This window comes from Oryzicola mucosus (genome assembly GCF_014534685.1).
GTDB lineage: Bacteria > Pseudomonadota > Alphaproteobacteria > Rhizobiales > Rhizobiaceae > Oryzicola > Oryzicola mucosus.
Window position 1 is genome coordinate 60,059 of the sequence record NZ_JACVVX010000009.1, and the last position, 21,279, is coordinate 81,337.

The following is a 21,279-nucleotide window of genomic DNA, read 5'->3' on the forward strand; positions in this document are numbered from 1 at the left end:
GCATATCGACATATTGACAAAGTATTTTTCATTCCGGCCAACCTGGCTTCGGAGACAAGCCCTGTGGCATTTTCACGACATAGGGGCTCCTGCCTTCGTTTTACGGACAGCGGACAGCAGGGCCATCGCGATGTGTTGATGTCCACTTCAGTTCATCGAAGTGATGAACTGTCTCGGAGTCTGCCCGGCTGTTACCGCTTCTTCATTTCTCTCTCACCCCTCCTGGAACGCCTGCTCGCGCTTCTTTCTGACCGACGGCAGAACGACGAGCAGCAACATGATCGCGGCGATCGAGAGCAGGCCCGCGCTCAGCGGCCGGGTGAGGAGGACGCTCGGGTCGCCCTTGGAGAACAGAAGCGTGCGGCGCAGGAATTCTTCCATCATCGGCCCCAGGATGAAAGCGAGCAGCATGGGCGCGGGCTCGACCTCCAGCTTGCGGAACAGGTAGCCGACCACGCCGAACAGCGCCATGGCATAGACATCGAACACGCTGTTGTTGACGCTGAAGACGCCGATGGCACAGAGCGCGATGATGGTCGGGAATAGGAAGTGATAGGGAATGGCGATCATCCGGACCCAGAGACCGATCAGCGGCAGGTTCAGGACGAGGAGCATCAGATTGCCGATCCACATCGAGGCAATCAGGCCCCAGAACAGGGTCGGCTGTTCCGTCATCACCGAGGGGCCCGGCTGGATGCCCTGGATCAGCATGGCGCCGATCATCAGGGCCATCACCGAATTAGACGGCAGACCGAGGGTCAGCATCGGGATGAACGATGTCTGCGCCCCGGCATTGTTGGCTGATTCCGGACCCGCCACTCCTTCGATCGCGCCCTTGCCGAAACACTCCGGTTCCTTCGACAATCGCTTCTCCAGCGAGTAGGAACCGAAAGATGCCAGCGCTGCTCCACCGCCGGGCAGGATGCCAAGCACCGAGCCCAGCGCCGTGCCGCGGGCGATCGGGCCGATGATGCGGCGCCAGTCCTCGCGCGTCGGCATCAGATTGGTCACCTTGCGGGTGAGCAACGTGCGCTCGCCTTCCGATTCCAGGTTGGCGACAATCTCGCCCAACCCGAAGATGCCCATAGCTAGAACGACGAAATTGATACCGTCGGAGAGCATCGGCAGGTCGAAGGTGAAGCGTGGAACGGCCGAGTTGACGTCCGTGCCGACCATGCCTAGGAGCAGGCCGGTCAGGATCATGCCGAATGCCTGCAGCAGAGAACCGGACGCCATGACGATGGAGGCGATCAGGCCGAGCACCATCAGGGCGAAATATTCCGCCGGGCCGAACTGCAGCGCCACGACGGCGAGCGCTGGCGCAAAAAGCGCGATCAGCAGCGTCGAGATCGTTCCGGCAATGAACGAGCCGATGGCGGCGGTCGACAGGGCCCGTCCCGCATGACCCTGACGGGCCATCTGGTGGCCATCAAGGGCGGTCACGACGGAAGACGGCTCGCCTGGCAGATTGACGAGAATGGCGGTGGTGGAGCCGCCATACTGGGCACCGTAATATATACCCGCCAGCATGATCAGCGCCGTTTCCGGTGGCAGGCCAAAGGTCAGCGGCAAGAGCATGGCGATCGTGGCAACCGGGCCGAGGCCCGGCAGGACGCCGATGGCCGTGCCGAGGAAGACGCCAAGAAGGCAATAGCCGAGATTGGTGATCGACGAGGCGACGGTGAGCCCCATCCAGAGATTCGACAGCATGTCCATGGCGGGGTCCTCAGGAGGCGAACAGGGGTGAAAGCCAGCTTCCCACCAGCGGCATGGGCACGCCCAATCCCTCGGCAAAGACCAGCGTGCAGACCGCAACGAGCGCCACCAGAGCGGCGAGCGAACGCGTCGACATTGCAAAATGCTCGCTCGCCGAGGCGGACACCAGCAAGAGGACAGTCAGAGCCAGCGGCAGACCTGCCCCAATCAGCAAAAGGCCAAACAGGCAAACGGATGCCGTGACCAGCAGCAGCGCTTTCCAGTTGACCGGGCCAATCGGATCCCCATCCCTTTGCAGGCTGCGCAGCAGCGATGCGAGGGCGACCAGTATCAGGAGACCGGAAATAACCCTTGGGAAATATCCCGGTCCCATACGGCCGGCAGTGCCAAAACCATAGTCGCCTGCAATCACAAAACCGGCCATGCCCAGCGCCCCATAGAGCAGCGCGCTGCCAAACTCCCTCTTCGACCTTATTCTCAGTGCCATCCTATCCTCCCGGTGTATCCTCGGCCGGATTCGACGGACGTTCCGGGGCGGCAGGCGCCGCCGGAAGCACCGAGCGTCCCTCGATCTCGTGCATGGTGATCAATGTCAGTCCGTAGGGCGCGTACGGGTCGCTCCACCGGCTTTTCAGCCGCGCATAAAGCGCCTCGGCCTGCTCCTGGGCGCTGTATCCGATCAGGTGAAAGAATCCTTCCCGCTCGGTCTCGATATCGCTGCGGCCAAGCAGGACGATGGAGATATCCTCTGGCACCCGGATGCCGCGCGCATGCAGGCCGGCGCGCAACCGTTGTCCACTCTCCACGCCCCAGACGAGAACGCCGCGACGCTCGCCGCCGGGCTCGCGGGCGATGGCCGCCAGCCGCTCCAGCACAGCCAGTTCGAATTCGCGTGACGGCAGGGAGGGCAGCAGGTCCGGCGCGCGCAACTGCGTGCCACGGGGGCCTTCCTCTCGTATCTGCCGATAGCGATGCAGGCCAAGTTCATTGGCGAGAAAGGAATTTGCGGTCGTGATGTAGTGGATCTGCTGATGCCTGCCTGTCGACAGCAGGCGGACCGCCCGTTCGACAGGCCGGCCCCATTCGAAGCCGACTGCATCGACATCCGTGCCGACCAGCCAAGCGCCATCGACGATCACATTGTCCGACTTGCGGCGGAGCGCCGCCAGCATTTCCACCGGCATCTGTTCGAAGGAATTCTGGATGACACAGGCATCGAAACGCGGCAGGGACTGCAGCACGCGGCGCGCATGATTGGCATCGGAATAGCCGACCTCCAAGGTCATATCGCCGCCGTCTGCGACCATCGCCTGCAGCCTATCCATGACGAGGCGGGCCCGTTGCGTGGCGCTCGGCCGCCGCAGCAGGATCACGCTTCGGCCCTTCTGCGGCAGGCTGCGCATGCTTGCCGCCCCCTGGCCGGCACTGCCACCGACGAAAAATGTGCCGCGCCCGACCTGCGCGTCGATGAGCCCCTCTTCCTTCAGCGCCTTGAGCGCACGCTGCACCCCGGGCTGCGCCAACTTGAAATCGCGCATGAGGCTGCGAACCGTGGGCAACCGGTCTCCCGGCTGAGCCGATGCGGCCAGCGACTTTAGATAGTCCTGCAGCTTCCCAATCTTCTCCATGCCGGCCTCCTATCACACTACAAATTGTATCATCAATAATGTATTTCAACATTTCAAGCAAATTTTGTTGCTTTATCTTCATATTAAAACTAACAAATATCCGAAGTCTGTACTGGTTTGATTTAATACAATATGTATCACTCGGAGGAGGAATTCACATGTTTCATAGGATTGGAAATGCACTGGCGGGCTTGGCCCTTGCGCTCGGGCTCACTGCTCCGGTTGCCGCCCTGGCGCAATCCGATGCGCCGCTGACCTTATTGGTCGGCTATTCGGCTGGCGGCAGCGCGGATCTGGCCGCCCGGATCATCGCGCCAGAGATCTCCAGCCGCATCGGCCGCACAGTCATCGTCGAAAATGCGACGGGGGCGAGCGGCATGATCGCCCTGCAGAAGCTGATCAACGGCGCAGCCGACGGCAATACGCTCTACTATGGCGGTTTCGATACGGTTGCCGTGCCGATGACCAATGCCAAAGTGGGCGCTAACTGGGAGACGGACACGATCGCCGTCGGTCGCACAACAACCACGTCGATGGCGGTGGTGGTTCCGGCGCAGTCCGATTACCAGGACATGGCCGCGCTCTTGGCCGCCGGCAAGGCCACCCCGGAAAGCATCAGCTACGGCTCGCCGGGTATCGGCTCTGCCCAGCATCTTCTGGGCGAAATCATCTCGCAGCGCGCAGGCGTCAAGCTGCTGCATGCCCCCTATCGCGGCGGGGCGCAGGTGACCAACGACCTTTTGGCCGGCGTCTTGAATTCTGCTGTGCTGACCCTGTCTACGGCATTGCCGTTGGCCAAGGAGAATAAGATCCGCATTCTCGCCGTTTCCGGAAGCGAGCGCGCCCCGCAGGCGCCGGATGTGCCGACGCTCGCTGAGATCCCTGGCATGGACGGACTGGCATTGCCGCTGTGGCAGGGCATCTTCGCCAAGGCCGGCTCGCAGGCCGATTTCATCGCCGCCATCGACAAGGCGATCAGGGATGCCCTGGCGACCCCCGAGGTGCAGAAGCGCTACGCCGACGTGGGTTTCCGTGCGGCACCGCTTGCCACATCCGCGTTCAAGGAATTCGTGGCCCAGCAGGCCATGACCTACAAAGGCGTCATCGACAGCGCCGAGATCGTTGTCGAGTGAGATGAAGATCCCGTGGCGCCTGACCTGTGTCGGGCGCCACCATCGCTACGCACAGCCATTCCGTTGAGGTTCCGTATGAGTGTCGGCATGTTCACGTCTTTCATCACCCGGCATTGGTTCAGTCCGACAGCGATCGCGATCTGGTCGGACGATGCAACGCTGCAGGCATGGCTGGACGTGGAATCGGCACTGGCGCGCGCCCAGGCGAAACTCGAGATGATCCCGCAGGACGCCGCGGACCGGATCGCTACCTGCTGCCGGGCCGAACGTTTCGATCACGAGCGGCTGAGCCGCGAGATCGCCTTTGCACAGCATCCCTTCGTGCCCGTGCTCAAGCAGTTGGAAGAGAGCTGCGGCGAACCGGCCGCCGGTTTCTTGCATTGGGGCGCGACAACGCAGAACATCTTCGACACGGCCATCGCCCTGCAGTTGAAGCAGACCCATGCGCATCTGATCGGCGTTCTGCAGCGATGCGAGGATCATGTCGGAAAGCTTGCCCTTCAACATCAGGCAACCCTGCAAGCCGGACGTACCCATGGTCAGCATGCCCTGCCAATGACATTCGGTTTCAAGGCGGCCGCCTGGCATGCGGAACTGCGGCGCGGCCGCGAGCGCCTCGCAGCCCGGGCGAACGGCGCTTTCCTCACCTATTTCGGCGGCGCAATCGGCACCTTCGCGGCCATGGGCGGCAAGGGCCGCGCCGTGGAAGAAGAAGCCGCCCGACTGCTCGGCCTTGCACCGGCAAGGCTGCCCATGCGCTCGTCCTTCGACCGGGTGGCGGACTACTTGACCGGGTTTGCCGTCCTGTCCGGCACGCTGCAGAAGATTGCCGGCGACATCGTCTTCCTGCAGAGGACGGAAGTCGGCGAGGTGGAGGAAGCTTTCCACATGGGCAAGGTCGGAAGCTCGACCATGGCCCAGAAGCGGAACCCCTCGGCGGCCCTCGTTCTAGTCAGCCTCTGCAGGCTTCTTGAGGCGCGCATGCCGCTGATCCTGTCGAGCATGGTGCGCATGGACGAAGGCGATTCATCCGCCACGAATGTTTGCGACATCGTGGTCGCCGAGATGGCAATCCTGGCCGCTTCGATCGCGGAAGCAGCGGAACGCGTGCTCGGCGGCCTCAAGGTGAACGAGGCGGCCATGGCCCGCAATCTTGAGCTGACGCAAGGGCTGATCATGTCTGAAGCGGCCATGATGCAGCTAGCCCCGATGATTGGGCGCCACAAGGCCCATCATCTCCTCTATGAGGCTGCACAGGAAACTGCCACGCAAGGGACCCCTTTTGGCGAAACGATGCGGAACGCCCTGCAAAGGGTAGAACTTGCGGATGTTCGCCTCAATCTCTCTCCCTCGGCTTATCTCGGCGAGATCAGCGAGATCATCAGGGATGGCTCCGGGTGATGAGGCGGTTCAGTCACCAACGGAAGCGATCAGAACCTAGAGTCTGCCAGAAGAACGAGCAGCGGCCGAATGGCAGCTCTGCACCCGCGTATAGCACGATTGAACGACGGGGTTGAAGGCGCGTTCCAGAATGCAGCCCCGCCATTTCAGGTCTGCCAGTTTTCTGCTGGACCACCATTGATCGGTTTCGTCTCGCCGGGCCAGATACAAGTGAACCGAACTTCATTTTGATGACGGTACTTTCGTTTTTGCCTTGATCAAAAGGGCGAGGTCCGTCAGCGGAGCCGACGAACGCGATCTATGCCGACCGGATAGATATCGCTAGGCATACGAGAAAATTATTTTTGTTTTCACTGCGTTAGATCTTAGTGCAGCGCAATTCGGCGGCATTCGGTCCGCGGCTTTGTAAACGCGGGCGGCTCTACGCGACATTTCATGCTCTCCATCCCAAGCCGCCATATCACACCAGTTCACACCAGTCCGCAACACGCCGTAATCAGCGCCGCCGTGGTGTGCTTTCAGCGTGCCTCGCCGAAGGTGCCGTAGCCGAAATTGAGGTGAAACTGCAGGGCATATTGATAGCTGATCCGGTCACGCTGGCGCAGGGCGGAGATGATCTCGGCATGCTGGCCATAGGTCGAGGTGCGGAAATCGTGCCGCGATTTGCCCTTCTCCATGATGCCGATAATCACCGGCTTCATGATCCGGTAGATCTCAAGCAAGGCCGCGTTGTCCAAAATCCGCATAAGGCCAACATGGAAGGCAAAGTCGGCCTCTGAGGCCGCGCTGACCGTACTGGCCTTGCGCATTGCCTCGTTGGCACGCCCCATGACCTCAAGGTGCTTGTCATTGAGCTTTTCGAACATGGCATCGACCGAATTGACCTCGATCAACGTGCGAAAGCCCTGGATATCGGTAAAAGTCTTGCGCGAAATCTCGATGGTGTTGAACGAAAACAGGTCTAGCGCCCGCGCCATGCGATTGTCGATGAGCGTGGCCCCCACCTTGGGCCGCACATCCACCAACCCATAGGCTTTAAGGACGCGCATGGCCTCGCGCACTGTGTTTCGGCTGGCGGAAAAGCGCTCGCACAGTTCGCGCTCGGACGGCAGGGTGTCGCCGACGCGCAGCACTTCATTGTCGATCAGCGCCCGGATCTCGAACACCAGCCTCTCAACCGCCGACTGCATTGGTGGCGTCGATGGAGTCGCTTCGGTGGTGGTCACATTCACGTCTCCAGGCGACACGAGCGGTAAGCTTTTGTAGGACCAGAAGCACCAGATTCTGATTACGGTGGCAAGCTTTTATGAAAACACGCGCGATAAGAATGATGAAGTTGACTAAACTGGTCTGACAATAATGTAGAAAAGTTCAAAAAAAATGGCGTGGCATTATTGATCCTAGCCACTATCCATGCACATCTCCAGACTAACCGGCAGGACGATGCCCCTCCCGGTAATGACAAAGAACACGAAATGCGCATCGACCAACGGGAGAGAGAGATGAGCTTCAAGAGCAAGCTTGCTGGTTTGGCCGCGATTGCCGTATCGGTTCTGGCCATGAGCGGTTCCGTTATGGCTGCTGACTACAACTGGACGTTCCAAACTTCTGAAACTGCGGGCGAGCCCGGTTTTGTCAACAAGCAGAAGTGGGCGACTAGCGTCGGTGTTCTGTCGGGCGGCCGCATTGCCATCGAAATTCTGCCTATCGGCTCGGTCGTTCCTCACACCGATACGCTGGACGCCGTTGGCGCCGGGATCTTGCAAGGCCACTTGACAGATCCAAGCTATTTCTCGGGTAAAGACCCCGCATTCGCCATGATGGGGAACCTAGTCGGCGCCTGGAGCGATCCTTTCGAACTTCTCGGATTTATGGAATCGGGCGGCGGCAACGAGCTTTATGCTGAGCTGGTCGAGCCCTATGGCGTCCACTTCATTGGCGCAGCAGCAACTGAGCCAGAGGCATTCGTGTCGCGCGTCCCAATCCGCACCGTCGCCGATCTTAAAGGCGTGAAGCTGCGTGCCCCTGAAGGTATGGTGTTCGAGATCTTCTCGAAGGCTGGCGCTGCGCCCGTATCCCTGCCCGGTTCAGAAATTTTCTCGGCTCTCGACAAGGGCGTCGTGGATGCGGCCGACAATACCGTGTTCGCCACCAATCAGGCGCTGGGGATGAACGACATTGCTCATTACCCGCTCTATCCCGGCTTCCACTCGCTGCCGATGATCGACATTTCCATGAACAAGGAAATCTGGAACGGTTTGCCTGAAGATCTCAAGGCCATCCTGAGTGCTTCGGTCAAGCAGTTCAGCTTCAACCACATTTACTCCGTGCGTCAGCTGGATGCCGCTGCTGTTGCACTGGCCAAGGCTAACCCTGAGATCGAGATCATTAACTGGTCGGGCGATGAACGCACCAAGTTCCGCCGCATCGCACAGCAGGAATGGCAGAACTGGGCGTCGCGCAGCGAAATGACCCAGCGCTACTACGACACGGTCACTGCCTATTTGAGCGGCCGTAATCTGCTCTAGTCCAGCCCACAATCGAAGATAGTCTGCGCCCGGCGAGTCTTTCGTCGGGCGCAGATGTATCGGAGGAGGAAAACCGATGGCCAAAGTAGCTGAAATTATCGCCAAGGTCGAAGATGCCGATGCGGAAATTCGCACCGGCTTCGACCGTGTGATTGCTGGATCGACCAAAATTCTGGCCTGGACGATCTTCGCTGCCTTCGTCATCACGGTCGTCGAAGTGGTGGCGCGCTATGTGCTCAACAGCCCCACGTTTTGGGCCCACGAAAGCACGACTTTTCTGATTGCGGCCACCTTCCTCATCGGCGGCCCCATTGCGCTGGCGCGCGACAAGCATATTCGCGTCCGCATGTTTTATGATGGCGTCTCGCCTGCGCGCCGCCGGCTTCTCGACATTTTCAATTCCGTCCTCGCGCTCGTCTTCTTCGGCGGCTTGGCTTTTGCCGGCTGGATCATGGTGAGCAAGTCATGGTTCTCGCCGATCGGCGAATTGCGCCTTGAAGGCACAGGCACCTCTTGGAATCCACCCACGCCAGCCTTGCTCAAAATGCTCGTGCTGATCTGCGTCAGCATCATGTTCGTGCAAACCCTGCTGCACCTGATTGCGGCGATCCGGCGCGACGTTTCCGCGCCGGCTGACACTGCCGGGGAGAAATAGTCATGGGCTTGAGTTCCCTAGGCGTCGAATACGGCTCCTACATTCTGGTCGCCGCCATCTTTCTGCTGCTGCTAACCGGCCAGCCTTTGGCCTGGGTCACCGGCCTCGTCGCGCTGGTCTTCACCTTCGGCTGGTTTGGCGGCATGGCCCTGCCCCTCGTCACTGCGCGCATTTTCGGCTTCATCACCGAATATTCGCTAGTCGCCATTCCGATGTTTATTCTCATGGCGGCGCTGCTGGATCGCTCGGGCATTGCGAAGTCGCTGTTTAGCGGGATGCGCATTCTGGCAGGTCGCTTACCCGGTGGCGTTGCGGTTCAAACCCTGATCGTCGCGATCCTGCTTGCCGCCATGTCCGGCGTTATCGGCGGCGAAATCGTCCTGCTCGGCATTCTGGCCCTGCCACAGATGTTGCGTCTTGGCTACGATCGTAACCTGTCCATCGGCGTCGTCGTCGCTGGCGGTTCGCTCGGAACGATGATGCCACCTTCCATCGTGCTCATCATCTATGGGCTGGTGGCCAGCGTTTCGATTGCCGACCTTTTCTTGGCAGCCATCACGCCAGCGCTTATGCTGCTTGGCTTCTATGTGGCCTATGTGCTGTATATATGTTGGCGAAATCCTGAACTTGGCCCTCCGATGTCGGACGAGGAAATGGCGCAGGAATCCATCGGCAGCGCGCTGCGGTCGCTGGCGGCTCCGCTGTTCATCGTGCTTGTGGTTCTCGGTTCGATCTATGGCGGTATTGCCTCGATCACGGAAGCTGCAGCCATGGGCGTTTTAGCGGTGCTGCTGATCTCGCTGGCACGGCGGGAGTTAACCTTCAAGATGCTCCAGGATAGTCTGGTCCACACGCTCGAAACCTGCGGCATGATCATCTGGATCGGTATTGCTGCAGCGGTTCTGGTGGGCGTGTATAATCTTATGGGCGGCAACCGCTTTGTTGCCGATGCCATCCTCGGAATCAATGCACCACCGGTCGTCATCATCATGGTCATGATGCTGATCCTGCTTGTCTTGGGAATGTTCCTCGACTGGATCGGCATCGCACTGCTAACCCTGCCGATCTTCGTGCCTATCGTCATCCAGCTCGGTTACGACCCGATCTGGTTCGGCATCCTGTTCGCGGTGAATATGCAGGTGTCCTATCTGACCCCGCCCTTTGGCCCGGCAGCGTTCTACCTCAAGAGCGTGGCTCCCAAGGAGATCACGCTCAAGCACATTTACACTGCGTTGCTGCCGTTTATCGCGCTGCAACTGACCGTGCTGGCGATCATCCTGTTTTTCCCACCCATCGCCACCTGGGCAATCAATTAAGCCCGCTTAGGGCAGCGGTTTCCGCCGCCCTAAGCCTTGAGCCGAACGACATTTTGCACCTGTCATCGCGCAGCCATGGCGCCAACAGAACCACGACGATTAGAGCGGCCAAAATAGCGTGTAGCTAATAGAGGATTTTCCACCAGCATGCTGCCCGCGGTCACCACCGCGCAAGAAATTCCACGGCGCGGGGTCGGCAACGGCTGCCAAAATGCAGCGGCTGGGGATCGTTACCGGAGCGGATCTGCGGGGCAATGCCGCTTGAGTTCCTGCAGGCGCATTTCGGCAAGTCAGGTGGATGGTATTACCGGATCTCGCGCGGGATTGACGAACGGCCGGTTCAGCCAGACCGGCAGCGCAAATCGGTGGGAGCGGAAGATACCTTCGTGAGCGACATGTTCGATCTCGAAGCCGCGAAGGCCGAGCTTACGCCTCTGGCTGAGACGGTTTGGCAGCACTGCCATGCCAAGCAGATCACCGGGCGTACCGTGACCTTGAAGGTGAAGTTCGCGGACTTCCAGCAAGTCACCCGCAGCAGGACACTATCAAGACCGATTGGTAACCCCGATGAGATGCTGGACGCCGTCCGAGACCTTCTGGCCGGTACATTCCCGGTAACGAAGGGCATCCGTCTTCTCGGTGTTACATTGTCCTCACTCGAGGAAGAACACGCTGGCGCCGCCGGAGGGCAGTTGGCGCTTTTCTGAGAGCGGCTAGGTCCTCAGGACTCTCTTAAAGAGAGTCGCATTAACCGGAAATCCGAATCCGGTTAATGCGACATGCTCTAGATTGCCCTGCCGTCACAGACTCAGAAAAGCCAGAAAAGAGTGGGAATCGTACCGGCCTCCTGGGCCACCTCGATTGCCTCGAGCACCGCGATCGCAGCAAAGAAGACGAGACCGTCGACAAACGTGGCGCGAACCCTCTCGGTGTTGAACGTTACTTCCACATCGTCGCGGTAGATTAGTGGATTGGGCAAAAAGCGCGGAACCCGCCGCAGATAGGTGTAATACTCGTCCCCCAGCGTCGCTGACAAGAATCGCTCCTCTCGCCGAGCCACGAGTTGAAAGAATGCCACAGACATCACAATGCACATACAGGTAACGACGTAGCTTCCCGTTTGTGCTCCGACCCCGGCCGCCGCTATGGAGGAAAAGAGATAGAGCGGATTGCGGGTAATAGAGTAAGGCCCATTTGACACGACCACAGCCGACTTACGCCCGCCAATGTACAGCGTCGCCCAAAGCCGTCCGCCGATCCCGATCATTACAAGTGCCAGGCCAAGCGTCTCGATGTACTCGTGCATCAACTCATCATGCAACGATCCTCCGAACATCAGCATCGTGAAGGCGAGCACGATGACGATTGCGAGGATGACACGGCGAGCCCGTTGATAGCGCGCCAATGCGCTCGCGTCTGCAGAGTTCACCAGCCCCTCACGTCATCACCAGAGTTATTGTGGCAATGCTTGTGAGAAACGTGGCTATTCTAGGGCGTAGCGACGATCTAAGGAATTGGGCTTGAAAAATCCGCTGACGCGGCATTTGCTGTAGCTGCGAAGGTTCTTGTTTTTGAAGGATGGCGGCTGTTGAAGCGCAATGTTGAGAACAGGAGTTCAAGATGGCCATGACGAGGCTTGACACGACATGGCAACGCCACCAGCGTGCTCGTATGGTCAATCTCCGAATCTGCCATGTATTTGTCCTGCCTTGTGTCCTGGCCGCGTTCGGATCGTTGCTGCCGGGAACAATCCAAGCCAGTGAAGTGGCCGGGCGTCATATCGATTGGTCGGACCTGCGGCCGGAGGGACAGGGGGAGTACAACTCGATCTTCCCCGGGATGGCTGGATCCCGGGCTCAGGGCGAAACCCTGTCTCGTGACCTAACGGGGATCGCAGTGCGCATCGAAGGTTACGTTTTGCCGATCGATCGCGATCAGCATCTGGTCTACGAGTTCTTGCTCGTACCTTGGCTCGGCGCCTGTAGCCACACTCCACAGCCGCCACCAAACCAGATGGTGCACGTTATACCGTCGGTCCCGTTCGGGATTGATCGCGCTTATGAATTTGTGTCGGTCCTTGGAACACTCCGTCCGGAACTGGAGAAAACACAACTCTTCATCATGGACGGACCAACGGTCCTGACATCGGGTTACGGCATAGGCAAAGCCTTTGTCGAAAAACGCGTTACGCCTCCTACGGCTGCCCTTCCAAGCAGTAACCCGTGGAAGTTGCTGACCAGATAGCAGCAACCTGCCTCTAGGAAGGGACCTACTAATTCCGATTGAGATCTGAATCACGGCCTCCTCAACAGAGACCGTGATTCACATCCCAACCCAAATTAATAGATTCTGAGCCTAGCGACATATTGCGGTCAATAGCTTTGAGCTTACGAGTTCAGTGGCGATGATCGGAACTCCGAAACCAGGCATACGGCGTTAACATAGCACTTCGCGGTACACAGTCGAATGTCCGCTTTTGAGGGAGTCGTGTCTACAGCAGGCGTAGGCGTTGCCGCAGGCCTCACACCTTTCAAGCCTGTCCACCAGCGCGTGCTCGCCCCTATGCTGAACCTAGGAGTCAGGGAGAACCCGCCGATGGGTACGCTGCAGCCCGAAAATACCGCACGGCATTTCGAAGGGGCTTCCAGTATCAACAGCTATCGTTCTCAATCGTCTCAGCACTGCAGGAGATTGAGCATGGCAAAGGTCGAAACTACCCAATCTCGGAAAACAATCCGGCGGCACCAGTTGCGAGAAATGGTGCCGATGGCTGACAGCACGATCTATGAAATGGAGCAGCGCGGCGAATTCCCCCGTCGGTTCGCGCTCTCGCCACGTTGTATCGTTTGGGACCTCGCCGAGGTCGAGGCTTGGCTGACAGCACGGCGAGTTGCCCCGATCCGTCAAGCACAGCATCCTGACGTCACCAAGCGTAAAAAACCCGCCCCGTCAAAGGGCGGGATCTAGCTCCATCAAGGGCATAGCTGTCGGCAGAAGCGTTGGGGCGTGCTTCCGACCGTCGATCCAGGCGTCCACGGTATCCGCCCACTCCTGCATCATATGCCGGCGCTGCACCTCATACTCGGCCTTGTTGTAGACGCCGCGGGATGAACGCCCGTCCTCGTGCGCCAGGCACTTTTCGATCCAGTCGCTATTGAAGCCCAGCTCGTTCAGCAGCGTCGAGCCCGTTCGCCGCAGATCATGGACCGTGAAAGGCTCCAGCGGCAGCCCCTCCTTTTTGGCTAGCTCGACGACGGCATAGGTGATCCGATTGAAGGTCGCGCGAGACATGGGTGCGTCCGCGTCGTACCGAGACGGAAGCAAGTACCGGGAGTTACCGGCACAGGTCTTGAGCGCGATCATGATGTCCAAGGTCTGTCGGCACAGGTAGACGTTGTGCGGCTTCGACCGCTTCATCCGTTCCTTCGGGATCGTCCAGACGGCGTTGTCGAAATCGATCTCGTCCCACACTGCATCCTGCAACTCGCTCTCCGAACCATGGTGAGGAGGTAAAGCTTCATGCCGAGGCGGATCGTCGGTAACGTCGCGACATGCTCGAGCTGCTTGAACATGATGCGGATCTCGGCGGGTGAAAGCGCGCGGTCCTTCGGCGTAAAGGTGGCGATCGAAGCCGGACCGACCTCATCGGCCGGATTGGCGACCTTCTCGCCGTGCAGAATGGCGAAGCCGTAAATTTGCTTCAGGATATCCCTCACGTGGATGGCGGTCGCAGGCGAAGGCCTGAATCATTCCCACTCTAATATTTTTTCTGCCCTAAGGATTTGATTTTCCTGCAAAAAATTTCCTTTTTGGTTCCCTGCGCCGCGATGGAGGCCGTCAAAATGTTAGCATTTTGATTTTGCAGGGTTTTTAAGGAATTTCTGGCCAGAAATTTTTCTGTGAACTATCGGGATCTATCGACCGTTTCACAGTGAGGCATTGACCTCAAATCTCGAATCCCTTGCCTCCGATAAAGTACCGTCAAAACCGGCGAAATCAATACATCCGCCCTCATCCCAGATTGCTGGGATCAGGGTGGCCTTGCCGAACAAGGGAGCCGAGATGGGCTAAGCCTCTCTGGCTGGCTGACACCAAAGTGCGGTTTTCAGCGCCAGAATCCAAGGATTTGTATCAAGACGAAGACTGAGGGTTTGCCATATGCCATATTTGCTGACCGACGCGACGCTAAACGGGGCATTTTCAAACTATCAGCAGCCACGTTTTTTGAGTTGCGCCCGCCCGCTGGAAGAGCGGGTGTCATTCATGGCGACTGCCTACCAGGCAAATTTGTTCTGACACCCAAACGAGTTTTCACGGGGGCGTTACTACCAGTTCCTCGACAACGGCGGGTCAGAATATCAGGGCAAGTTCGACCTGAACCCAGCGCGCAAGAGCATGCCTATCGTTCTCCGCTACACGTCACACCACCCGCACGAACACCCACCCTCCATTAATCTTCCACGATCGTGCGAGGCCGCGCCCCACAAGCCGATTTGCGACGCGACTGACGTCCCAGACGAGTTCTTCGATCGCATCGGCTAGTTCCACGGCATTGCGTGGTTGAACCTCGTCCATTGCGCTGAGAACGGCCGCTTCGATCTCGGGATTATAAGGCGGCTCCCGATTTCCCCCCTCAAATCGGTCGCACCACAGAATGTGACCACGCCAGACGATGAAGTGGCTTTCGCACCCTCCTTCACGCCACACTGAGGGAAAGAGGGTAAGTCCTTCTCCCCGCATATCAAAGCGCCATGCCTTGTCGGCGCGACTGTCCAGGTTGATTACTAACGTCTCGCCGCACCCATCAGGGCACGCCATGACAATCGATCTGGGTCGTGAGCGAAACACCATGGAAGCGTCGCCAGGGGTGCTGAGGCTTGCTTCAGCCTGGTCCCTGTACTCAGCATCGCCGACCAACCGGACCATTCGTGCAGGCTCTGTCATTTGCCGCTCCTATTGTAACGTGTTGGCCGGACCGGCAGATTCCAGGTTGGCCCTTTAGCGAAGGCGCCCATTGAAGAGCAGGCCACGCAATTCGACTGCACGGCGACAGCCATCTCCTTCACTCGGCCACGAATGCCGTCATAAACCTGATAGCGTGGTTTGATCGGAACCGGCGTGACAGCCCCGAGCAGCATGGTCATCGAGAGCGAACTCACGGTAGAGTTGATCGACAAAACCGCGGGCTGGGGTTCGCGCTCGCCCTGTACATAGGGGTCCGCCGCGCGCTGCTCAGGCGTCAGCATCTCCCGCCGAATCGCCTCGCCGTCGAGTGCGCCCGAGCAGTTCAGGCAAGGAAGTCCGGGCGCAAGCATCTGCACGCGTCCCGTGATATGGCTGACGGCTCCGTTCGCGACAGTGATGCTGACGCCCATATCAATTACGGCCACCAAATACTGGTAGGCAGCTTGGTTGACGACCGCCCGGCTCGCATGGGAATCCGTGCACAACAGCACGAAATCGAAGGTTGTGATGAGCTTAGCTACCTCCTCGTCGACGATGTCGGCTTGAAGGGGGACCACCTTGGCATCAGGGTTAATGGCGCGGATCATCCTAGCCGCGACCTCGACCTTCGGCCGGCCAACGTCTGAGGGGACAGAGCCGACGAGGCGATTAAGATTCGTCTCCTCGACTAGGTCGTGGTCGATCACCGTGATCTGCCTGGCGCCGAGATGGGCAAGTTGCTCGCACTCGAGCGATCCCGTCCCACCCGCACCGATCACGCCGAAGTGGAGGCGGCGCAGCAGCCGTTGCCCCGGCGCTCCGAATGCCCTGACCTGCCGGTCGTCGCGTTCCTGATCGGACACGCCGTGCATGGGCGAATGGAGCATGAGCCTCTCTCCCACTTCCCATACGTCGATCTCATCGTCCTTTCCGAGAGGGCGCGCACGGCAGCCCTGCGGCCCGATCACCAGTGCGACATGTGGCACTGGTGCCGCTCGCCGAACAAAATACGAATCCAGTTCCGTCTCGCCCGCATCGTCGACCGGCGAAAAATGCGGATGGCCGGGGCTGGCCGGATGCGTGTGGATCGCGATGACGGCCATGCCGGTGACCCTGCTGCGGTTTGCAACCTCGATGAGGAAAGACGATTTGAGGATCGCAGATACGCAGGTACGGCTCTCATACGCATCGTCCGGCACGGGTCTGGCGTCGGCGACGATCCATGTGTCACTATGCGCATCGTGATGGGCATAGGCGATGGCACAGCTCTCCAGGTCATTGGCGTCGAGCAGCATCGACGCCAGATCGGAATAGAGAGGTGCAGGAAAGCGGACGCGGCTCATTGGACCTGCCTCATTCGATCGATCACCACATTCATCCACGTCGACAGACTGTCGCGGTTGGGGTTCCATGGTCCCGTCAAATGCCACGAGAACCAGAGTGCCGGCTCGACGGTCTCCGGGACGGGAGTTGACGCGGAGTTCTGTGGTGGACCTCCATGCGCAAGAAGGAGATCGGGATCCGCCCAGAAGCAGTCGAGCTGCGCAAATGGATATCCAGGCGGGACGATGAAGCGGATGGTGGTCGACGACTTCGACCACCCCTCCGGCAGGCAAACGCACGGCACGGTGACGAGCGTGGTGCCGCTCGGCAACTGCCGGGTCTGAACGTCGCCGAAGCGCTCCCGCAGCTGCTCCAGCTGCATGTCGAACACGCCGGGCATCAGCCGAAATTCGCCTTGGGGACCGACGAGAAACGGCGGACACCATGCTTCGGAACGAGGCTCACAGCATCATCATCGGCGATGATGCGGTCCGGGTCATCGCCCTCGCCCTCCAGCGACAGGTCATGCTGCGGATCCCAGTCAGATACCATCGCCTTGATCTGCGCGCCGGTCAGCTTCTTCTTATCGGTCTCATAGGCCTTGCCGTTGACGAAGAACGTGTAGGTGACCTTGTTGGGCGCCGTGATGAACTTCTCGACGCCGTTGGCGGCGAGATCCGCATCGGTGCCCGGTTCGATCAGCTTGTCTTTGCCGCCACGCACCTCCAGGAAGACCGCCTCGTCACTGCCGATGCCGGCGAGCGCACGCAGCACCGCTTCAGGGATGGAAGAACGGCCCCACACGATGCGCGCCTCGTTGAGCTTGACGCGGTAGAGCGGGTCGGTGCTGAAAGTGATGAAGCGGAAGGCGGCACGATCGCGCAGATCGACCTCCTCATCCGCCCGGACATCTTCGAAGTCGCCTTCGGACATGATCACGAACAGTGAGTGACCATCGATGTCGTTAATGCCGGCCTTCTTCAGGATCTGGCGGCCGAGCGGAACCGGATCGTCGAGGATAAGCGGGTGGAAATCTACGCTGTCGACAGCGAGCGAGACCCGGTAGCGACCGGGGCGCAGGGGGCGATCTTCCTGCACGGCGAGTGCGACATCGTCGATGTCGGGGTTTTCGATAAGAGACATATTTTGTTTTCCTGTGGACCTCGGCCTGATTGCGTCGATCTCACAGGGTTAATCTCGCCAGCATCGGCCGACCGGTAATTTTGGTCAGAGATTTATTTGCAGCCTGCCGTCGGCCACTGGACCGCAGGTAAAGAAGGCGGGACAGAAGGGGCATGTGCGGTCGGATCGCTTAGGCGTGAAGTTTCCGCCCTTGATCGCCGCGAAGACTTCCGCAAGCTTTTCTGTTCTCTTGCCGAGCGCCTTATGGTCGAACTCGACCCTTGTAGTGTGATCGTCATCGCCGAGGTGGACGATCTCGACCGTGCAGCCGGGAAGTGAGTTGGCGGCCGCCATCTGGAAGGCGGCGTCGGCGAGGCCCTGTCCGGTTTTGGAGGATCGGTGACCGGTCCGAACCATTCGCACGATATGCCGTCCATTAGGCATCATCACGACATCGTCTGCATTTGCCGAGACGGTAGTCGTTCCGAGCCCTGTTTGGAGAGAAGGCGGTATCGAGCGGGTTGTACCCGCGCGCATCGCCACGAACCGCTGGACAAGCAGGGTCGCAACTTCACGGTGCAGCCGATATTCGTCCCCAGCCAGTGGCCCTTCAGACCATCTCTGCTCCAGCAGTCTCTCCATGTCACCAAGCGACACGACGGAGGGATCAGTGGCGGCGATTTCCGTCACGATGGCGCGGACCAGATCGTGCATTGTCGTCATGGTTGTTGGCGTGCGTCGACCGCCGACGCCAAGCACATGGGTGTACAAAAAGCGCCGTGGGCACCGATCATAGAGATCCAGTTGCGCTGTCGTGACCTTAATTTCAGGCCCCAATACGATCGGGAGCGGTTCATCCTCGGGGTCCGGTTTCCGATCCGCGTGCGGCGTTGCCGCGCGGGTTGTCGTTACACCTAACCGTGCGATGAAATCCGAGGGATTGCGCCGGTTGCCGTTCGCCATTCGGGTCGCTGAGTAAAGCAGGAGGCGGTCCCGGGCACGAGAGGCGGCGACATATAAAAGGCATTCCTGCTCGAGAGCGTGATCCGCAGCAGCCAGAGCGATCGTTCCTCCTTCTCCGCCAGCGATCATGCCATCTGGCACCGGACAGGCCGGCTTACGTGCAGTGCTGGGCATGCTCCCCTTATTCAGACCCATGACGTGTACCACGGGGAACTCGAGACCCTTGCTACCATGGATGGTCATCAGCCGGACCGCGTTGATGCCCTGAGCGGCCAGCGGAATCTGTCGAAGATCCCGTTCATCGGCGAGCTGGACAAGTCGCCTGATCCCGTCGAGCGTGCGGTGGATCGGCAAACCCGGCCATGCACGTTGAGCGCGCAGGAAACCCATCAGCTGCCAGATCGCCACGCCCATGGCGCGACTCGAGATATCGTCCGTCGAAGCGATCAGCGCCGCCGTTCGTGTCCGATCGAGCATGACATGCGCCAGCACGGACCAGGGAAGCGCATCGGTGCCAAAGCCGTCCAGCATGCCGGCCACCCGGCGCATGGCCTCAGTGTCTGCGGCGTCCAGGGTTGGCAGCGAGGGCAATGAACCGGCCCAGGCGAGCGGTCCGGCTTCCACCTGCCGAAGGTGCTCGAGCACCGCTGCGGCACCCGGCAGACTTACCCCGGTCGACAATCCCTGGAGCGAGGCCTTACGCACCAATCCCATGGCCCGCCTGTCGACGAGCAACGACAGAACGGACAGCAGATCCTTGACCTCGGGTCGTTCGAAGAGATTGCCGAGGTAGAGGACCGGAATTCCGCGTCGCTCCAGTTCACGACCCATGCGGTTGAGCCGGTCGTTGCCGGGGCAGAGCACAGCCTGGTCGCGGAAGGCGACGTCCTGAGAATGGCGCAGAATTTCGTCGGCGAGTGCGTCCGCCTCGTCGTCATTGTCACCGAAGGTCAAATGCTCTGGCGGGACACCGCTGGACGGTCGATCTGCTTTGAGGGAGGCATCGCCGGTGCCAGCCTGCATGCCCCCGCCGAAATTCGAAAACGCGCCAACGATCTCGGGCGTCGAGCGATAGTTGAGACGCAGCCGATCACCAGTACCACCAGGAAAGTCCTCGGTCTTGAATCGCGACATGTTGAATGAGGATGCGCCGCGGAACCTGTAGATCGCCTGCCGCGCGTCACCAACGGCCCAGAGGTTTTTGCCAACATCCGTCAGTCTCTGGAGTAGCCTCACGCTGCTGCGGTTCACGTCTTGATACTCGTCGACGAGGATATGGCTATATGTCGCGCGCAGAATCGAGACTGCCTCGGCATCGGACTCGAGCAGCTTTACGGGCAGGGACACGAGATCGCCGAAGTCCACCGCGCATGCCGCGAGCTTCAACTCCTCGTATTTCTTATAGACAAGCGCGACTTCGGCGCACCGCTCAGCGGCATTGCGGGCCTCGGGGTCGGTGGCCCTGTCCAGCATCTCCCGCGCCAGCGCGGCGTAGCGGTCAGCGTCCGCGACCTCGTCTTTCGCCCGGGATATCGCGGTGAGCATGTCCTTGAGGGGACGATCGGGATTCATGAACTCCCGATGATGGGTGAGGTCCAGTGCGAGATATTCGCGCTCCATGATCGCGATCGCCTCGCTGCGATCCATCATGCGGGGCTCTCTCGGGAAGCCCAACTGCTTGTGGTATCTTCGCACCAGATCGAGACCGAAGGCGTGGAATGTCCCAATCCACATCGCCGACGCTGCCTCTGGCCGCAGTCCGGCGATGCGCTCGGATAGTTCTCCGGCAGCCTTGTTGGAGAAAGTCAGCACAAGAATCGATCGGGGGTCGTTTCCTTCATCGACGAGGCCGGCGACCCGCCCGACAAGGGTCTGCGTCTTTCCCGTTCCCGGTCCGGCCTCGAGAAGATAGGGGACCCCACGATGCCGTGCAGCCTCGCGCTGCTCATCGTTGAGCGGCTTCGGAGGCCTTACCTCGGCCTCGTCGGGGTCCGGCTCGACCGCCGGAAGCAGCAGCGCATCGAGAAGCTGTAGCGCGACGACGTCGAAGGGGGCTCCCAGCCTCGTCGCAATCTCTGATGCCGTCATGCCGTCAAGGTGGAGTGCGCGAGCCCGTTTGCGCGGTAGCAGGAGCTCGCGACCGAACAGGTCCATCTGGACCTCGCGGCGCTGCCGCCGGCTGTAGTCGACGACCCGATCCTCGCCAACGGGGGCAGCTTCTGCTGGCCGCGTGGGATCGACGTCGTGGGCGACGTGCTCGACCCGGTCGTCGCCGAGCGTGGCGTGACCGAGCTCGTGGCCCACCAGGAAGGCCTTGAAGAAGGTTGTTCCCGAGTCCTCGTGCCTGATGGCACGATTTATTGGATCGAACTGTGCCCGGCCGCCCTCCAGGATCGCGCTGCCTGGCTCGACAAGCTCGATGTCCAATTCCAGACTGGATGCGGCGGCTTTAACGAGCGCCTCGGGATCCCAAGGGTCAGCGCCCTTGGAGACCACCTCATCGTGAAGCGCCGCGGCACGCTGCCGCGCGAGTTCGACAGCGTGCATGGG

The 21,279-nt window shown here is 59.9% G+C and carries 16 protein-coding genes and 3 pseudogenes; 8 read left to right on the forward strand and 11 right to left on the reverse strand.

Going from position 1 to position 21,279, the window contains the following annotated elements; genetic code table 11:
- Window positions 1–213: 213 nt before the first annotated feature.
- The 3 genes from ICI42_RS20795 to ICI42_RS20805 are packed head-to-tail and all read right to left on the reverse strand — an operon-like array spanning window position 214 to window position 3,344.
- Window positions 214–1,716, reverse strand: coding sequence for a tripartite tricarboxylate transporter permease (locus ICI42_RS20795; protein ID WP_188166531.1), 1,503 nt, complete (start codon window positions 1,714–1,716; stop codon window positions 214–216).
- A 10-nt stretch (window positions 1,717–1,726) separates the two neighbouring features.
- Window positions 1,727–2,203 carry a tripartite tricarboxylate transporter TctB family protein gene (locus tag ICI42_RS20800; RefSeq protein ID WP_188166532.1) on the reverse strand — a complete coding sequence of 159 codons (477 nt, stop codon included), beginning with the start codon at window positions 2,201–2,203 and terminating at the stop codon, window positions 1,727–1,729.
- 1 nt (window position 2,204) lies between these two features.
- The gene (locus ICI42_RS20805) at window positions 2,205–3,344 is read right to left on the reverse strand and encodes a GntR family transcriptional regulator (RefSeq protein ID WP_188166533.1); all 1,140 of its coding nucleotides are present in this window, start codon (window positions 3,342–3,344) and stop codon (window positions 2,205–2,207) included.
- Between the two features lie 158 nt (window positions 3,345–3,502).
- Between ICI42_RS20805 and ICI42_RS20810 the strand changes: the two genes are divergently transcribed.
- Together ICI42_RS20810 and ICI42_RS20815 are read left to right on the forward strand one after the other, a co-directional pair.
- Window positions 3,503–4,477, forward strand: coding sequence for a tripartite tricarboxylate transporter substrate binding protein (locus ICI42_RS20810; RefSeq protein WP_188166534.1), 975 nt, complete (start codon window positions 3,503–3,505; stop codon window positions 4,475–4,477).
- Between the two features lie 75 nt (window positions 4,478–4,552).
- The gene (locus tag ICI42_RS20815) at window positions 4,553–5,878 is read left to right on the forward strand and encodes a class-II fumarase/aspartase family protein (RefSeq protein ID WP_188166535.1); all 1,326 of its coding nucleotides are present in this window, start codon (window positions 4,553–4,555) and stop codon (window positions 5,876–5,878) included.
- Window positions 5,879–6,396: 518 nt separating this feature from the next.
- Here ICI42_RS20815 and ICI42_RS20820 read toward each other — a convergent pair.
- Window positions 6,397–7,104 carry a FadR/GntR family transcriptional regulator gene (locus ICI42_RS20820; protein WP_188166536.1) on the reverse strand — a complete coding sequence of 236 codons (708 nt, stop codon included), beginning with the start codon at window positions 7,102–7,104 and terminating at the stop codon, window positions 6,397–6,399.
- Between the two features lie 276 nt (window positions 7,105–7,380).
- Between ICI42_RS20820 and ICI42_RS20825 the strand changes: the two genes are divergently transcribed.
- From ICI42_RS20825 to ICI42_RS20840, 4 genes and pseudogenes are all read left to right on the forward strand, one after another.
- Window positions 7,381–8,406, forward strand: coding sequence for a TRAP transporter substrate-binding protein (locus tag ICI42_RS20825; RefSeq protein WP_188166537.1), 1,026 nt, complete (start codon window positions 7,381–7,383; stop codon window positions 8,404–8,406).
- 76 nt (window positions 8,407–8,482) lie between these two features.
- A complete protein-coding gene (locus tag ICI42_RS20830; protein WP_188166538.1) occupies window positions 8,483–9,061 on the forward strand; it encodes a TRAP transporter small permease subunit in 579 nt (192 codons plus the stop codon).
- A gap of 2 nt (window positions 9,062–9,063) precedes the next feature.
- Window positions 9,064–10,377, forward strand: coding sequence for a TRAP transporter large permease (locus tag ICI42_RS20835; protein ID WP_188166539.1), 1,314 nt, complete (start codon window positions 9,064–9,066; stop codon window positions 10,375–10,377).
- A 166-nt stretch (window positions 10,378–10,543) separates the two neighbouring features.
- A pseudogene (locus ICI42_RS20840) lies at window positions 10,544–11,084 on the forward strand (DinB/UmuC family translesion DNA polymerase); the annotation flags it as partial.
- Between the two features lie 101 nt (window positions 11,085–11,185).
- Here the strand turns inward: ICI42_RS20840 and ICI42_RS20845 are convergent.
- The gene (locus tag ICI42_RS20845) at window positions 11,186–11,806 is read right to left on the reverse strand and encodes a methyltransferase family protein (RefSeq protein WP_330999214.1); all 621 of its coding nucleotides are present in this window, start codon (window positions 11,804–11,806) and stop codon (window positions 11,186–11,188) included.
- Between the two features lie 191 nt (window positions 11,807–11,997).
- Between ICI42_RS20845 and ICI42_RS23785 the strand changes: the two genes are divergently transcribed.
- Both ICI42_RS23785 and ICI42_RS20855 read left to right on the forward strand, forming a co-directional pair.
- On the forward strand, window positions 11,998–12,621 hold the full coding sequence (locus ICI42_RS23785; protein ID WP_230980482.1) for a DUF3299 domain-containing protein: 624 nt from the start codon (window positions 11,998–12,000) through the stop codon (window positions 12,619–12,621).
- 453 nt (window positions 12,622–13,074) lie between these two features.
- Window positions 13,075–13,361, forward strand: a pseudogene (locus tag ICI42_RS20855) (helix-turn-helix transcriptional regulator).
- Here the strand turns inward: ICI42_RS20855 and ICI42_RS20860 are convergent.
- From ICI42_RS20860 to ICI42_RS20885, 6 genes and pseudogenes are all read right to left on the reverse strand, one after another.
- Window positions 13,327–14,120, reverse strand: a pseudogene (locus tag ICI42_RS20860) (tyrosine-type recombinase/integrase); the annotation flags it as partial. The pseudogenes ICI42_RS20855 and ICI42_RS20860 overlap by 35 nt on opposite strands.
- A gap of 676 nt (window positions 14,121–14,796) precedes the next feature.
- The gene (locus tag ICI42_RS20865) at window positions 14,797–15,321 is read right to left on the reverse strand and encodes a DUF6527 family protein (protein ID WP_156631028.1); all 525 of its coding nucleotides are present in this window, start codon (window positions 15,319–15,321) and stop codon (window positions 14,797–14,799) included.
- Window positions 15,318–16,664, reverse strand: coding sequence for a HesA/MoeB/ThiF family protein (locus tag ICI42_RS20870; RefSeq protein WP_188166540.1), 1,347 nt, complete (start codon window positions 16,662–16,664; stop codon window positions 15,318–15,320). Before ICI42_RS20870 ends, ICI42_RS20865 begins: the two co-directional genes overlap by 4 nt.
- Window positions 16,661–17,044 (reverse strand): E2/UBC family protein, encoded by a 384-nt coding sequence (locus tag ICI42_RS20875; RefSeq protein ID WP_188166541.1) that lies wholly within the window; start codon window positions 17,042–17,044, stop codon window positions 16,661–16,663. The genes ICI42_RS20870 and ICI42_RS20875 overlap by 4 nt, the downstream gene beginning before the upstream one ends.
- Complete coding sequence (locus tag ICI42_RS20880; protein WP_188166542.1) at window positions 17,044–17,787, reverse strand: multiubiquitin domain-containing protein; 744 nt, start codon at window positions 17,785–17,787, stop codon at window positions 17,044–17,046. Before ICI42_RS20880 ends, ICI42_RS20875 begins: the two co-directional genes overlap by 1 nt.
- Window positions 17,788–17,871: 84 nt before the next feature.
- On the reverse strand, window positions 17,872–21,276 hold the full coding sequence (locus ICI42_RS20885; RefSeq protein ID WP_188166543.1) for a UvrD-helicase domain-containing protein: 3,405 nt from the start codon (window positions 21,274–21,276) through the stop codon (window positions 17,872–17,874).
- Window positions 21,277–21,279: the final 3 nt, after the last annotated feature.